Genomic DNA, 16,422 nt, shown 5'->3' with positions numbered 1-16,422 from the left:
AGCTAGAAAATTGACACAAGGACGTCAAAAAGATGAATTAAAAGATATTACTTTATTAGGCAATCAAAATAACACTTATGAATTTGATTATAGACCGGAAGTTTTAGAAACTTTTGATAATAAGCATCAAGGTCGTGATTATTTTGTTAAGTTTAATTGTCCAGAATTCACATCACTATGCCCTATTACGGGTCAACCAGATTTTGCGACAATTTATATTTCGTATATCCCTAATATCAAGATGGTGGAATCTAAATCATTAAAGTTATATTTATTTAGTTTTAGAAACCACGGAGATTTTCACGAAGATTGTATGAATATTATTATGAATGATTTAATTAATTTAATGGACCCACATTATATTGAAGTTTGGGGTAAATTTACTCCAAGAGGTGGCATTTCCATAGATCCTTACACGAATTATGGTCGTCCTAATACAAAATATGAAAAAATGGCTGAACATCGATTAATGAATCATGATATGTATCCAGAAAAAATAGATAATCGTTAATATGTATTTTATAAAAATCTCTACTGTTATATTTGATGGTAGAGATTTTTGTTGCACTTTACTGCATTAAAGCGTATTTTATATATAGCGCGTCATTGAATAAATATAGTAATAAAATTATTGAAATTATATCATCGGATTAAATGTTACAAATTATATCAATTGATAGAATTTTCTTTTTTAAATTTTTTGAAAATTATTGAAATTTTTTTATCACAATAGTAAAATCACCTTAAAACAATTTAATAAGGTGATTTGGGCAAGAAAGGTTGGGATGATTTATGACTTCAAATAAGTCCCATGAACAAGCAGTTCAAGATATACCACAACATGGATTCTTCGGACATCCAAAAGGATTAGGCGTTCTCTTTTTCGTAGAATTTTGGGAGAGATTCAGCTATTACGGAATGAGAGCAATGCTTATTTTTTATATGTATTTTGCACTCCAGGAAAACGGACTTGGAATGGACAAAACAACAGCCATGTCTATCATGTCTGTATATGGATCATTAATTTATATGTCTTCAATTCCAGGTGGCTGGATAGCTGATAGAATTACAGGTACCCGAGGTGCCACACTAATCGGAGCTATATTAATTATTATAGGTCACATATGTTTAAGCCTTCCTTTTGCAATGGTTGGTTTATTCACTTCTATGTTCTTTATTATTGTAGGATCAGGTTTAATGAAACCAAACATTTCAAATATTGTTGGTAGACTCTATCCCGAAAACGACGTACGTATGGATGCTGGATTTGTTATCTTCTATATGTCAGTGAATATGGGTGCACTCGTTTCACCAATTATTTTACAACACTATATTGATATTAGAAATTTCCATGGTGGCTTCTTGATTGCAGCAATAGGAATGGCTCTTGGATTAGTTTGGTACTTATTATTTAACCGTAAAACTTTAGGTAGTATCGGTATGAAACCGACGAACCCATTATCTTCTTCTGAAAAGAAAAAGTATGGAACAATCATCGGAATCGTTGTTATAGCAATAGTATTAATCCTTATGATTGCTTACTTTACACATACGCTATCATTTAATCTAATCAGTAATACTGTTTTAATTTTAGGTATTGCTTTACCAATCATTTACTTTACAACAATGATTAGAAGTAAAGAAGTTACTGATACTGAAAGATCAAGAGTAAAAGCATTTATTCCATTATTCATTTTAGGTATGTTATTTTGGTCAATTCAAGAACAGGGATCTAATGTATTAAATATCTATGGTATTGAAAACTCTGATATGAAATTAAATTTATTTGGTTGGAAAACACATTTTGGTGAAGCTATTTTCCAAACTATTAACCCATTATTTATTTTATTATTTGCACCCGTTGTTACTCTTTTATGGCAAAAGCTAGGGAAAAAACAACCTAGCCTACCTATTAAGTTTGCAATTGGTACTATTTTAGCAGGCGCATCTTACATACTGATGGGAGCAATCGGTCATATCTACGGGGATACACAATTCTCAGTTAACTGGGTTATTCTTTCCTACGTTATCTGTGTTATTGGTGAGCTTTGTCTCTCTCCAACTGGTAGTAGTGCAGCAGTTAAATTAGCACCTAAGGCGTTTAACGCACAAATGATGAGTCTTTGGTTATTAACTAACGCTTCAGCTCAGGCCATTAACGGGACATTAGTTAAATTAATTAAACCACTTGGTCAAACCAATTACTTTATCTTCTTAGGTGTTGTTGCAACCGTGATTACTTTAATTATATTAGCGTTTATTCCTAAGATTTCTAAAGCAATGAAAGGTATTCGCTAATCATTTGACTAAAATGAGATGGAATGTAAATTTTAGAAAAATAGCCAGTAAATGAGTTTTTATAAATTCATTTACTGGCTTTTTATTTATAATACTTCGTATTGTTGGCTCGCTTTCTTAATGAACAGCTTCAGCCTGTAGTCTTCAACTTATCCTGTTTCCTCAAGAATCTCGCCAAAATACTTTGTGTTTATATGTAATTTTACATTGAAATACTTAAAAAAATAAGGTCCTTTCGTATAATTTAATAAACATCACTAAACTAAATTAACGAGGTGTCTTATGTATAAAGAGGCTTAACTCACTCTACCAGATTGAAACTTCAGTCCTTATCCCCACAATGATATTGTTGAAACAATTCCCGATACTGAATTCAGACATCATCGTGGCGCAACATTATATCATCCCAAAATGAAATTAAAAATAGTGTTATATGCCTACACAAATTTTTTGCCAACCTTATATTCTTATTCTTAATTTTATGCTATTTTATTTTGAACATCTATCTCTATAGAACACTTAAGTTTCAATAACATAAATTTTAATTTATAATGTAAATCAAACATAAGTGGATATTCAAACAATCTAATTACATAGACTATTTATCGAAAGTAGGTATATATTTATGAAACAACCGTATAACCATGGTGTTCTTTTCTATCATGAACATAGCGGTTTGAAAGATATACATAATGGCATAGGAGAAGTTGCAAAATCTCTTAGTTCAATGTGTAAACACCTCTCTCTTCAACTCAGTGAAAATAAAGGCGATATTATTAAATATTGTAAAGCTATTAAAAATGAAAATTACAGTTCTGATGTAGACATTTTATTTATTTTAGGTGGAGATGGTACACTTAATGAACTAGTAAATGGCGTTATGCAATATCAATTAGATTTACCAATCGGTGTAATACCAGGTGGTACCTTTAACGATTTTACAAAAACACTTCAACTGCACCCTAATTTTAAAATAGCTAGTGAGCAATTATTAACATCGCACGTTGAATCATATGATGTGTTAAAAGTGAACGATTTATATGTACTTAATTTCGTTGGACTAGGCTTAATAGTACAAAATGCAGAGAATGTTCAAGATGGTTCTAAAGATATATTCGGTAAATTCAGCTATATTGGATCAACTGTTAAAACGTTATTAAATCCTGTTAAATTTGATTTCTCATTGACTGTTGATGGTGAAACAAAAGAAGGAAATACTTCGATGATGTTAGTAGCAAATGGTGCCAATATAGGTGGTGGACAAATTCCGCTAACCGATTTATCATCACAAGATGGAAGAGCAAACACATTTGTATTTAATGATCAAACACTAAATATATTGAATGATATATTAAAAAAACGTGATAGTATGAATTGGAACGAAATCACGCAAGGTATTGACCACATATCAGGAAAGCACATCACACTCTCAACAAACCCTAGTATGAAAGTGGATATTGATGGCGAAATTAACTTAGAAACACCAATTGAGATTGAAGTATTACCCAAAGCGATACAACTTCTTACTGCAACTGAACAAAATAATTAAAATAAATTTTACTTATTCTTTATCAATTTATTTTAAAAGCATGAGCGACTGAGACATTAATGATTGTCTCAGTTTTTATTTTAAAAATTGATAACATCGTTAGTCGTGTGGGACGATAATTTCATTACAATATCCTTATTATTTTTAGTATGAATACTTACAATAAATTTTTTAAAATTTACTTCTTTTAAAAATAGATTTTTTTAATTACCAAATACGTTTTGTTCCCTTTGTATCAAGTCTTACACATTAATCCCGACTAAATATACAGATTAACAACGTGTTCATATAAACATCACAATTGACTCTTTAATAGTCTGTATTTTCTTTTAATTTGAAAAAAGGTGTACTATAATGTTTGTGAATTATTTCACAATATCTAAGGAGTGGTTGTATATGTTATCTGTAACTAAAAAAAATACATATGAATCAAACAAAGATGAAGTTACACAAATGATTGATTCATTAGCAGAAAAAGGACAAGAAGCTCTAAAAGAATTATCTAAAAAATCTCAACAAGAGATTAATGACATTGTACATCAGATGAGCATGGCTACTGTTGATCAGCATATGCATTTAGCTAAACTCGCTTACGACGAAACAGGTAGAGGTATTTATGAAGACAAAGCTATCAAAAATTTATATGCCTCAGAGTACATATGGAATTCAATCAAAGACAATAAAACAGTAGGTATCATAGGTGAAGATAAACAAAAAGGATTAACGTATGTAGCTGAACCTATAGGCGTTATTTGTGGAGTGACACCAACGACCAACCCTACATCTACAACTATTTTCAAAGCAATGATTGCTATTAAAACAGGTAATCCAATTATTTTCGCATTTCATCCAAGTGCACAACAATCATCAAAACATGCTGCTAAAGTCATTTTGGAAGCAGCAATAAAAGCAGGTGCTCCTAAAGATTGTATTCAATGGATAGAAATACCATCAATTGAAGCAACTAAACAATTAATGAATCATAAAGACATTGCTTTAGTTCTAGCGACTGGAGGCTCTGGAATGGTAAAGTCCGCATATTCGACAGGTAAACCTGCATTAGGAGTCGGTCCAGGTAATGTTCCTACTTATATTGAAAAAACTGCACATATCAAACGTGCTGTTAATGATATCATTGGTTCTAAAACTTTTGATAATGGTATGATTTGTGCTTCTGAACAAGTCATGGTTGTTGATAAAGAAGTATACTCTGACGTCGTTAAAGAATTCAAATTACACCAAACATATTTTGTTAATAAAAATGAACTACAACAATTAGAAGATGCCATCATGAATGAAGATAAAACTGCAGTCAAACCTGACATAGTTGGTAAATCTGCTGTAAATATAGCGAAATTGTCAGGAATTAGTGTTCCAGAAAAAACAAAATTATTAGTCGCAGAAATTGATGGAATTGGAAAAGATTATCCTTTATCACGTGAGAAATTATCACCTGTACTCGCAATGGTAACTGCAAAATCAACAAGACATGCACTACAAATTTGTGAAGACACATTAAAATTTGGTGGTTTAGGTCACACTGCTGTAATTCACACCGAGGATAGTCAATTACAACAAAAATTCGGTCTAAAAATGAAAGCTTGCCGTGTATTGGTAAATACACCTTCTGCTGTTGGAGGAATTGGAAATATGTATAATGAACTCATTCCTTCTCTTACGTTAGGTTGTGGTTCATATGGTAGAAATTCTATTTCTCATAATGTAAGCGCAGTAGACTTATTAAATATTAAAACAATAGCAAAACGTCGTAATAATATGCAATGGTTTAAACTCCCACCTAAAGTTTATTTTGAAGAAAATTCAGTTATGTATTTGACAGAGATGGATAATGTTGAACGTGCAATGATAGTTTGTGATCCAGGGATGGTTAATATTGGTTATACTGATATAGTTGAACAAGTGTTGAGACGCCGAGAAAACCAACCTCAAATTAAAGTGTTTAACGAAGTTGAACCTAATCCATCAACTCATACAGTCTATAAGGGATTAGAAATGTTTATGAATTTCCAACCTGATACTATTATTGCACTCGGTGGTGGTTCGGCAATGGATGCAGCCAAAGCAATATGGATGTTCTTTGAGCATCCAGAAACTTCATTTTTTGGGGCAAAACAAAAGTTCTTAGATATTCGTAAACGTACTTATAAAATTAGCAAACCTAAAAACGCAAAATTTATATGTATACCAACGACATCAGGAACTGGTTCTGAAGTGACACCTTTTGCAGTAATTACTGATAGCGAGACGCACGTTAAATATCCACTAGCAGATTATGCGTTAACTCCCGATATTGCTATCGTCGATCCACAATTCGTATTAAGTGTACCTAAAGATATTGCCGCAGATACAGGAATGGATGTTTTGACACATGCCATTGAATCTTACGTCTCTGTCATGGCTTCAGATTATACAAGGGGCTTAAGCTTACAAGCAATAAAGTTAACTTTTGACTATCTCAAATCATCAGTTCAAGAAAATGACAAACACTCACGAGAAAAAATGCATAATGCTTCAACAATGGCCGGTATGGCGTTTGCCAATGCTTTTTTAGGAATTTCTCATTCTATCGCACATAAAATTGGTGGTGAATACGGTATTCCCCACGGTAGAACAAATGCTATTTTATTACCACATGTCATTCGTTATAATGCCAAAGATCCACAAAAACATACACTGTTTCCTAAATATGATTTCTTTAGAGCAGATACAGACTATGCTGACATTGCAAAATTTTTAGGACTCAAAGGTAATACAACTGAAGAATTAGTGGAAGCTCTAGCTAATGCGGTGTATGATTTGGGATGTTCAATTGGTATTGACATGAATTTAAAATCGCAAGGCGTAACTGAAGAGCTTCTTCATTCTACTATAGACAGAATGGCTGAATTAGCATTTGAAGATCAATGTACAACTGCTAATCCAAAAGAACCGCTAATTAGTGAGCTTAAAGGCATTATCGAAAGAGCATATGATTATGAAAGATAACTTCAAAAATGTTTAATAAAAAAGTCATAGGCCATCAAATAAAGTGACCTATGACTTTTATCTTCTCTATTTTTCAATTGAATTAAAATAATTCTTTACATCTCTCCAACCACTTACGCGTTCAAATCTATGTTCATTAACATTATGAGAAGCAGTAAACATAATTGATTTCCCTTCAAAAATTTCCAATTGCTTTGGATTATCATCAATAAGATAATCTGCAAGAATAATATTCTTTCTACCACAAAATACAAAATGTTGTGGATCTAAAAAAGGAAAGAATTCTAATAACCATTCATATTTGTCATGAAAAGAGGTTGGTACATCCATCGCTGCTGTGGCTATGTATATGTCGTAATACTCATTGAGTTGTTTTACAACTTCTTGAGCATGCGGCATTACATCTAAATTTCTAAAGAATCCAGGTTCTTTTAAAATATCCATGACTAACCCCTCATGTTCGGGTATCATATGTTTTAATTTTTTACCGTTTAATGATTCCATTTTGATATTTAAATCCGCTCGTTCATTGACCGCTTTAACAACAGCACCCAATGTATCAGCAAGCACTTCATCCATATCAATGGCGATTCTCTCTCGCGTCATGCGCTTACACTCCCTGTTCTTGATATACGTGTTTAGTATAGCAAAATTTTTTCCTTCTGTTTAATCTATTTAACTGCGATATCACATCTTTTTAAATCAGAAGCTATCAAAGAGTGTTAGTTTAATACTCAAAATGTTTTAAAACTTCAATCATCTTATCATTTTGTTCTGGTAAACCAATAGTAATTCTAACACCGTTAGGGAATAAACGTGTAATACATCCTACGTTTAACAATGCATCATAAAGTGCTTGACTTCTTGAAGTTTTAACAAAGACAAAATTAGCTTGACTTGGTAAAAAATACTGACTTTGAGGAATTTGATAAAATTTATCTCGTTCAAAACTATTTTTTTCTGTCACTTCTTTCAAATACTCTTGATCTTCTAAGGCAGCGATTGCTGCATATTCTGAAATTCTAGTAACATTAAATGGTGGACGAATAATATTCCACTTTTCAATGGCGTCTTCAGAAGCTATAACATATCCTACTCTTAATCCAGCTAATCCATATGCCTTAGAAAAAGTACGTAATAAAAAGGCATTGTTAAAATCCTCCTGTAACTTTAGCGTATCAGGAAAATCATCAGCAGTAACAAATTCTACATATGCTTCGTCAATTAATACAGGAATATCACTTGGGACACGTTTTAAGAAGTTAAATAATTCATCGTGCGAAAAGTAAGTCCCAGTTGGATTGTTAGGATTGCATAACCAAATTAAAGACGTTTTATTATCAATCTGTTGTAATATACCATCTAAATCAAATCCACCATCTTTGAGAGGCACTTGGATAACATCAGCAGATTCCACAATTGCATTATGATAATATTGTCCGAAAGTAGATTCACTAGTGATAATCTTATCTCCTGGTGATAATACGGCTCTTGATATCATTAGAATGACCTCATCTAAACCTGCACCAAATAAAATACGAGATGCATCAACATTAAGTTGTTGACTTATTGCTTCCCTTAATTTTGGCGATCCAGATTCCGGATAATAATATAATTCATCTAAATGAGATTGAATAGCCGTTTTAACTTTTGGACTTGGACCATATACATTTTCATTTGAAGCAAGTTTATGTAATTCACCTTTAATACCATACTGTTTTTTTAAAGATTCTGGAGAAAGCCCTGGCGTATATGCTGTTAATTGGTCTAATTGTTTCTTCATACATAAATCACACCTTAAATTGACTGAAATTTTAAAAAACTTAGTACCTATTATAAACAAACTCATACCTTAAAATCAATCACACTTCTAAGATTACATTTTAAATTCGCTATATCAGTTGAAATAGTTAAATTATAAATAGCTATTCGATGTTTAAATGGTACATCGAATAGCTATCAAATCAATCTAGAAACGCACAATTTTATTTTATTAATTTTTCTTTTTCTAAGTATTCTCTTGCTACTTTATAAGGATCCTCTTTCTTCACTGTTACCTTATAGTTCATTTCTTGCATTTCTTCATCTGTAATTCTATTCGCCAATTTATTGAGTGGTTTTTTAACTTCAGGATGGTCATTTAAATATTTTTCTTTAAATAGCGGTGCTCCTTGGTATGGAGGAAATACATGTTGATCATCTTTTAATACTACCATGTTATATTGTTTTAATTCAGCATCAGTAGAATATGCGTCTATGAGATTAATATCTCCCTTTTTAACTGCAGTATAACGTAATTTAGGTTCCATAGTTTTAACATTAGAAAGATTAAGATGGTACGTTTTTTTAACAGCTTTGTATCCATCTGGTCTATCATTAAATTCCAATGTAAAACCTGGTTTAAGTTTATCTTCCACCTTGCGTAAATCACCTATTGTTTTAATTTGATGTTTTTCCGCAAAGTCTCGTTTTACAGCTAATGCATACGTATTATTATATTTCATCGGTTTAAGCATTGTCATATGATATTTTTTTTCTAAACTAGACTTTGCTTGTTGATATACGTCTTTCTCTTTTTTAGACTTTAAATCTTCTTTCGTTAATTCACCTAATACGGTACCTGTAAATTCTAAATAACCATCAATTTCATCTGACTTAAGCGCATTAAATAAGAATGATGTTTTACCCATGCCATCTTTGACTTCTACAGTATCATCTGTGTCTTCTTCGATAAGTATTTTATACATATTAGTAATAATTGACGGTTCTGATCCCAGCTTACCTGCGAATGTGATTTTATCACCTTTTTGAGCTGCCATAGGTATAGCAATAGCTATGATAATCACAATTACAATTGTCCCTAAAGAAATGAGCAATTTTTTATATGATAAACGTTCCATGTATCTTAAAATAAAGTCAAAAATAATAGCTAGAAGTGCAGCTGGAATAGCACCTATTAAAATGAGTGCACTATTGTTACGATCTATGCCTAATAATATTAAATCTCCTAGACCACCAGCGCCTATTAAAGCTGCGAGTGTAGCAGTACCAATGATTAATACCATAGCTGTGCGTATTCCTGCCATGATGACAGGCATTGCAATAGGGAGTTCGACTTTGGTCAATCTTCTAAGTGGTTTCATCCCAATACCTTTAGCCGCTTCAATAAGAGAGGGATCGACCTCCTTAATACCTGTGTATGTATTACGTAGAATAGGAAGTAACGCATATACAACTAAGGCGATAATTGCCGGAAGTCTCCCAATTCCGAAAATTGGTATCATCAAACCAAGTAGTGCCAGTGATGGAATTGTTTGTAGAACAGCTGCAATATTCATGACGATTTCTGAAAGTTTTTTTGTTTTAGTAAGCAAAATTGCAAGTGGTACTGCTATAAGAGTTGCAATGAAAAGGGCTATAAAAGAAAGTTGAATGTGTTCAATTATAGTAGAAAATAGCTGTCCTTTTCTATCACTTAATGTCGCAAAGAACTCATTCATGTGTCGCATCCTCCTTATTGAGAGATAAATAAGTAAACACATCTTCTCTATTTAACAAATATCGACGATGTTGTTCTTTATCGTTGACCACAACTGCATCATAATGAGACAAATCTTCATAAATATTATTTAAGTACAACTCAGCATCTACTTCAGGATAATGAATAACGCTTGTGTTGTCATCTACAGGTCGATTAATTCCTAAATCTTTAATCTTCACTTGATTCACAATATTATGCGTTGTATCCAAATGACTACCCATGAATTGCTTTACAAAATCACTTTTAGGTCGCGTTCTAAAACCTTCAGGTGTATCAATTTGTTCAACATGGCCTTCATTAAGTAAACAAATTCTGTCACCTAGTTTCATCGCTTCTTGGATATCATGCGTTACAAAAACTATTGTTTTCTTAATTTGCGTTTGTAAGTCAATTAAATCGTCCTGCAACTTCTCTCTGCTAATTGGGTCAAGCGCACTAAAAGGCTCATCCATGATAATAACGGGAGGATCTGCAGCTAATGCTCGCACTACACCAACCCTTTGTCGTTGTCCACCCGATAGTTCATCAGGTTTTCTATTTTTAAATTGCTCAGGGTTTAAACCTACCATAGTCAATAATTCATCCACACGTAAATTAATATCGTTATCTTTCCACTTTTTCATTTGGGGTACTTGTGCAATGTTTTCTTTGATGGTCATATGAGGAAATAATGCAATTTGTTGTAGTACATATCCAATATCCCAACGCATTTCGTAAACTGGATAATCACTAATTGGTTTATCTTTAAAATATATGTAACCTTCGCTTAAAGGAATTAAACGATTGATCATTTTAAGTGTTGTTGTCTTACCACAACCTGAAGGACCAATTAACACAAAAAATTCTCCTTCTTTAATATTAAAACTTACATTATCTACAGCAATATTATTACCATATCGCTTTGTGACATTTTTAAATTTAATCACTTTTTCACCTTCATTCCCTCTACAAAATAGTAGACCATTTTAATCTATATTCCCTATTAAATCATTTTTAATTGAAAATTAACATTTATTGTATTTCAAAATCCAAATTAACAAAAAGTATTATTAATACTTAAAATCTAACTTCATATAATTAAAAAACGACGAAATCAAAAGATAGGAGATCTCGTCGTTTAATCATTTATATACTAGTTTTATAGCTTTGTATGGTTTCGATAAACTTAGGACAATAATGCTTTAATTTATAACTTCCTACACCATCAATAGCAATCATTTCTTGTTTCGATTCAGGTTTACGCTTAGCAAATTCTTCGAGTGTGTAATCAGAAAATATACTTACAGGTGCTATTCCAAGTGTATCACTTAGCTGTTTACGTACATCAACAAGCTCACGATATAACGCTCTATCCACACCTTCAACAGTGTTGATAAATACCTTCTCTTTAGTTTTTTGTTTAAACGGAGTGGTATAAACCTTGGTATGATTATTTAGTAATTGCTTCACGGATGTATCACACATAAGAATTTCATCATTTTCATTTAAATATCCTTTGAAACGTAACTCATCAATTAAGTGTGATAACTCAGATGTTGTGTAATTTTTCATCAATCCATGTGTCGTTAATTCATTATAATGATGGTGTTTTATATAATCTGTCACTTCTCCACGTAAAACTTGTATAATAACACTATAACTTTCCTGTTGCTTCATTCGAGCAATACAGCTAATAATCATTTTAGCTTCACGTGTCATATCATACGTTTTATTTTCCTGTATACAATTACTGCATTGATTGCATTCCTCTAGATTTTCATTGGGTTCAAAATAATGAACAATTGTCGCTTCTAAACACTTTTTCGTTTTGGTATATTGAATCATTTTTGTTAATTTTTCGCCCATTTTATCTTTATAGTCATCATCAGCTTGGGATACAGTAATAAAATACTCATGTAATCCCTTATCTCGTTCACTAAACAAAAGGATGCATTCACTTTTTAAACCATCACGTCCCGCACGTCCAGCTTCCTGATAGTAAGATTCCAAATCTCCAGGCATGTTATAGTGAATGACATAACGTACATTCGATTTATCAATACCCATACCAAATGCATTTGTCGCAATGACAACCTCTACACGATCATACAAGAAATCATTTTGCGCCTCAATTCTCTCTTTATTCGTTAAACCAGCATGATAAATTGTGCTCTTAATTTTTTCACTATTTAGAGCTTCGTGTAATTCTTCAACCTGCTTACGAGTGGAACAATAAATGATTCCTGCCTGCCCTTCATGATTTGCAACATAATCCAAAACAAATTTTTGGCGCTGATAAGTCGGATTGACTTTGAAGATTAAATTGCGTCTTTTAGTACTTGTTTTGACAACATCATTTTGTCCAATTGATAACTTAGACATGATATCTTGTTGAACTTCAGCAGTTGCCGTAGCTGTAAGTGCAACTATTGTGAAGTTTTGAGGTAATGTAAAAACTTTTTGTATGACACTTTGGTAACTAGGTCTAAAATCATGTCCCCACTTCGATATACAGTGTGCTTCATCAAAAGCGATAAGGGGTATTTTTATTTTACGTAATAAATTTAGAAAAAATGTATTTTCAAAGCGTTCTGGAGCTACATATAAAAACTGAATGGCGCCACGCTTTATTCGCTCTTCAATCTTTTTTTGTTGTTTATGAGTCAAACTACTATTCAAATATGCAGCTTGAATTCCCATTGCTTGTAGTTGATCAACTTGGTCTTTCATCAAAGAAATAAGTGGACTTATAACAATAGTTGTGCCACCCTGCATTAAACCCGGTACTTGATAGCATATCGATTTACCGCCACCGGTAGGTAGTACACCCAGTGTATGCTGATGATTTAATATTTTAGTTATAATTTCTTCTTGTCCTGGTCGAAATGACTTATAACCAAAATAATGCGATAAAGTCTCTTGCATGATTACATTCCCCTTATTGTTCTTTAATTTTTTCAAGCTCACTCCATCTCGTGATGTCTGCTTCATAAGTTGCTTCAAGTTGCTCTTTTTCCTCATTAAGTTCTTTGATTCTTGCATAATTATCACTTGCATTAATCATTTCTTGTTCAAGCTCTTCTAAACGCGTTTCAGTCATTTCTATACGCGTCATAATTGTTTCGTATTCTAACTTCTCTTTATAGGAAAGTCCTGTTTTCTTTTTTGGTTGATGCTTATATTTATTTTGTTGTTCAGTTTGTTTAGATAACATGGCTTGGCGTTCATGTTCCTTTTTAAAAGATTCATAATCTTCAAATGATCCAATAATTTTTTCGATTTTACCATCATGAATAAACCAATATTCTTGTACCACTTTATTTAAGAAATAACGATCATGACTGACCGTAATAACAGAACCACCAAAATCATCAATGTAATCTTCTAAAATCGTAAGTGTTTCAGTATCTAAATCATTAGTCGGTTCATCTAAAAGGAGTACATTAGGTTTATGAACAAGTAAACGCAATAAATACAGGCGCTTTTGTTCTCCACCTGAAAGTTTATAAACTTTTTTACCGTGTGTAGCGCTCGGAAATAAAAATCTTTCTAACAATTGTGTAACTGAAATTGAGGTACCATCTTTTTCTTTAGCCATTTCACTTTCTTCTCTTAGATAGTCAATCACTCTAATATCACGTTCAAGTGTCTCTTCGGTTTGCTTAAAATAAGCAACCTTAACAGTCTGACCAATTTTGAGATCACCCTCATAGTCCTGATCTTCATTACTTAAAATATTAAGTAATGTTGTTTTCCCCGCTCCATTAGGTCCTACAATACCTATACGTCTACCACTTTGAATAATTTCAGTGACACCTTCAAATAAAACTTTATTATTAATTGATTTTGATAAATTCTTTAACTCATATACTTGTTTACCTAACCTTGAATATGCAAGATTAAGTTCACCCTTATCTTGTGTATGTTGCGTCTTAACATCTGATTCCAGTTGATTAAATCTATTGATACGTGCCTGTTGTTTAGTAGTTCTTGCCTTTGCTCCTGCTCGCATCCATGCTAGCTCTTGTTTATACAATGCTTTTTGTTTTTCTTGTTGCTTTTGTTCTACTAATTCATTTTCTGCACGCATTACTATGTAATCTTCATAATTACCTGGATATGTTTTTAACTTCCCTCTGTCCAGTTCAATAATTCGCGTCGATACTTCATTTAAAAAGTAGCGATCATGTGTTACAAATAAAACTGTATGCGGATATTGCTTAACATAATTAATAAGCCAACGGATGGATTCAAAGTCAAGATGGTTCGTCGGTTCATCTAGCAAAAGTAAATCCGGTTGCTCTATTAGAGTTTTAGCCAATACAACTCTTTTTTGTTGACCACCCGAAAGTTCAACTATTTTCTTAGTTGTATCGTGAATCCCTAGTTTAGATAAAATCGTTTTAATTTCTGCATTATAATCCCATGCATCCTTTTGATCCATTTCTTCTTGTGCTTCCATCATTTTATTAAAATTAGAGTCACTTTGATCTAACGCATAGCGATTAACCGCTTCTTCATATTTTTTTATAATTCTTAATGTAGGGGTATCCGAACTTAAAACAGCTTCGAACACAGTCATATGACCATTGAGGTCTTGTTTTTGAGAGGAATAACGAATGCGATATTGATTAGGGTGGGTAATATCTGCAGTAAAATCTTCGTCTAGACCACCAATGACTTTTAATAGTGTACTTTTACCTGTTCCATTAATACCTACTAATCCAATTCTTTCATGCTCAGATATAGATAGGTTAAGATCATTAAAAATTTCTTTATCTGCATAGGATTTATTTAAATGTTCAATTTTGTATGCTTCCATGCTTATCTTCCTTTTCAAATACTGGAAATTGTCAACTATCGAATTTTCAAAAAAATTTTGTTAAGCTAAATTCAGTTCTATATATTATACACCTTTTTAGATTCAAAAGATATAAGGAGACTTAGATATGTCAGATTTATTCCAAAACGCACCACCCTACATTCAGGCGCTTATAGCCGGAATAATCACGTGGTTACTAACTGCTTTGGGTGCGGCAGCAGTTTTTATATTTAAGAAAGTGAATGATAAAGTCTTAAATTCGATGCAAGGTTTTGCAGCTGGAATCATGATAGCAGCAAGTTTTTGGTCATTATTACAACCCGCAATTGAATCAAGTGAAAATAGCGCTATGCCATGGCTTCCTGCAGCAATAGGTTTTATTCTCGGTGGTGTTTTTATCAGGATTCTAGATTATATTATTCCCCATATTCACAAAAATGCCCAAGATAAAAACCAACAACAAGAGGGTATGCCTACCTCTCTTGGAAAAAATGCATTACTTGTGTTAGCTATCACACTTCACAACATACCTGAAGGACTATCTATCGGAGTTGCATTCGGTGGTGTTGTATCTGGCAACAGTCACGCTACATTTTTAGGTGCGATTGGTCTAGCGATAGGTATCGGCATACAGAATATTCCTGAAGGTGCAGCACTATCGATGCCAATCCGTGCTGCAGGTGCAACACGTTGGAAAGCATTTAATTATGGACAAGCTTCAGCAATTGTTGAGCCTATTTTCGCTACTATCGGTGCTGCAGCAATTTTAGTGGTAAACCCTATATTGCCTTATGCACTGGCGTTTGCTGCAGGTGCCATGATTTTCGTTGTTGTTGAAGAACTGATACCTGATTCTCAATCAAGTAACAACACTGATTTGGCAACTTTAAGTCTAATGCTTGGTTTTACAATTATGATGATTCTTGACGTTGCACTTGGATAATTTATAGCATTTAAAAAAGAATCATAATAGATTAATCAACTATATTGCTTTACTTTATATTTAGCCTTGTAACCCAATCATTTATAATCAGAGAACTTCATTGTTCTTAACGTTAATCGTAATAAAAATTTAAAATTTTGTTTTATAGTTACTAAAACAAATGACTTCAATTAATTCCAATATAAATAAGACATACTTATAAAGTTAAAAGTTGATATTAATGTTTTTTCTGAAAAAGGTGTTTCATTCAAAGTTTCAAAGTTACTTTATTTATACAAAGATAT

The 16,422-nt window shown here is 32.4% G+C and carries 11 protein-coding genes; 5 read left to right on the top strand and 6 right to left on the bottom strand.

Going from position 1 to position 16,422, the window contains the following annotated elements; genetic code table 11:
- Positions 1-10 precede the first annotated feature (10 nt).
- From queF to adhE, 4 genes are all read left to right on the top strand, one after another.
- A complete protein-coding gene (gene queF / locus ACVBFA_RS04170) occupies positions 11-511 on the top strand; it encodes a preQ(1) synthase (RefSeq protein WP_002468857.1) in 501 nt (166 codons plus the stop codon).
- 281 nt (positions 512-792) lie between these two features.
- Positions 793-2,298, top strand: coding sequence for a peptide MFS transporter (locus ACVBFA_RS04165; protein WP_002486654.1), 1,506 nt, complete (start codon positions 793-795; stop codon positions 2,296-2,298).
- 625 nt (positions 2,299-2,923) lie between these two features.
- Positions 2,924-3,847 carry a diacylglycerol/lipid kinase family protein gene (locus ACVBFA_RS04160; RefSeq protein ID WP_002486672.1) on the top strand — a complete coding sequence of 308 codons (924 nt, stop codon included), beginning with the start codon at positions 2,924-2,926 and terminating at the stop codon, positions 3,845-3,847.
- Positions 3,848-4,243: 396 nt separating this feature from the next.
- Complete coding sequence (gene adhE / locus ACVBFA_RS04155) at positions 4,244-6,853, top strand: bifunctional acetaldehyde-CoA/alcohol dehydrogenase (RefSeq protein ID WP_126122502.1); 2,610 nt, start codon at positions 4,244-4,246, stop codon at positions 6,851-6,853.
- 66 nt (positions 6,854-6,919) lie between these two features.
- Here adhE and ACVBFA_RS04150 read toward each other — a convergent pair whose 3' ends face one another.
- The 6 genes from ACVBFA_RS04150 to ACVBFA_RS04125 form a co-directional block, all read right to left on the bottom strand.
- Positions 6,920-7,459, bottom strand: a complete 540-nt coding sequence (locus ACVBFA_RS04150) for a 5' nucleotidase, NT5C type (protein ID WP_126122501.1) — start codon at positions 7,457-7,459, stop codon at positions 6,920-6,922.
- 121 nt (positions 7,460-7,580) lie between these two features.
- Positions 7,581-8,636, bottom strand: a complete 1,056-nt coding sequence (gene hisC, locus ACVBFA_RS04145; protein ID WP_126122500.1) for a histidinol-phosphate transaminase — start codon at positions 8,634-8,636, stop codon at positions 7,581-7,583.
- 202 nt (positions 8,637-8,838) lie between these two features.
- Positions 8,839-10,353, bottom strand: coding sequence for an ABC transporter permease/substrate-binding protein (locus tag ACVBFA_RS04140; protein WP_237638955.1), 1,515 nt, complete (start codon positions 10,351-10,353; stop codon positions 8,839-8,841).
- Positions 10,346-11,320 (bottom strand): ABC transporter ATP-binding protein, encoded by a 975-nt coding sequence (locus ACVBFA_RS04135; RefSeq protein ID WP_002486651.1) that lies wholly within the window; start codon positions 11,318-11,320, stop codon positions 10,346-10,348. The genes ACVBFA_RS04140 and ACVBFA_RS04135 overlap by 8 nt, the downstream gene beginning before the upstream one ends.
- 199 nt (positions 11,321-11,519) lie before the next feature.
- Complete coding sequence (recQ, locus tag ACVBFA_RS04130; RefSeq protein WP_126122517.1) at positions 11,520-13,301, bottom strand: DNA helicase RecQ; 1,782 nt, start codon at positions 13,299-13,301, stop codon at positions 11,520-11,522.
- 10 nt (positions 13,302-13,311) lie between these two features.
- The gene (locus ACVBFA_RS04125; protein WP_185843289.1) at positions 13,312-15,201 is read right to left on the bottom strand and encodes an ABC-F family ATP-binding cassette domain-containing protein; all 1,890 of its coding nucleotides are present in this window, start codon (positions 15,199-15,201) and stop codon (positions 13,312-13,314) included.
- Between the two features lie 121 nt (positions 15,202-15,322).
- Between ACVBFA_RS04125 and ACVBFA_RS04120 the strand changes: the two genes are divergently transcribed.
- Positions 15,323-16,138 (top strand): ZIP family metal transporter, encoded by an 816-nt coding sequence (locus ACVBFA_RS04120; RefSeq protein WP_126122497.1) that lies wholly within the window; start codon positions 15,323-15,325, stop codon positions 16,136-16,138.
- Positions 16,139-16,422 lie beyond the last annotated feature (284 nt).

It is taken from the genome of Staphylococcus sp. MSU001, from assembly GCF_052976705.1.
This window is presented reverse-complemented; position numbering and strand designations above follow the sequence as displayed.

What these genes read in the sequence shown, in the direction of transcription:
- ACVBFA_RS04160 (WP_002486672.1), top strand. Translation starts at nt 2,924, where the DNA reads ATGAAACAACCGTATAACCATGGTGTTCTTTTCTATCATGAACATAGC.
- ACVBFA_RS04150 (WP_126122501.1), bottom strand. Translation starts at nt 7,459, where the DNA reads ATGACGCGAGAGAGAATCGCCATTGATATGGATGAAGTGCTTGCTGAT.
- adhE (WP_126122502.1), top strand. Translation starts at nt 4,244, where the DNA reads ATGTTATCTGTAACTAAAAAAAATACATATGAATCAAACAAAGATGAA.
- ACVBFA_RS04165 (WP_002486654.1), top strand. Translation starts at nt 793, where the DNA reads ATGACTTCAAATAAGTCCCATGAACAAGCAGTTCAAGATATACCACAA.
- ACVBFA_RS04140 (WP_237638955.1), bottom strand. Translation starts at nt 10,353, where the DNA reads ATGAATGAGTTCTTTGCGACATTAAGTGATAGAAAAGGACAGCTATTT.
- hisC (WP_126122500.1), bottom strand. Translation starts at nt 8,636, where the DNA reads ATGAAGAAACAATTAGACCAATTAACAGCATATACGCCAGGGCTTTCT.
- ACVBFA_RS04120 (WP_126122497.1), top strand. Translation starts at nt 15,323, where the DNA reads ATGTCAGATTTATTCCAAAACGCACCACCCTACATTCAGGCGCTTATA.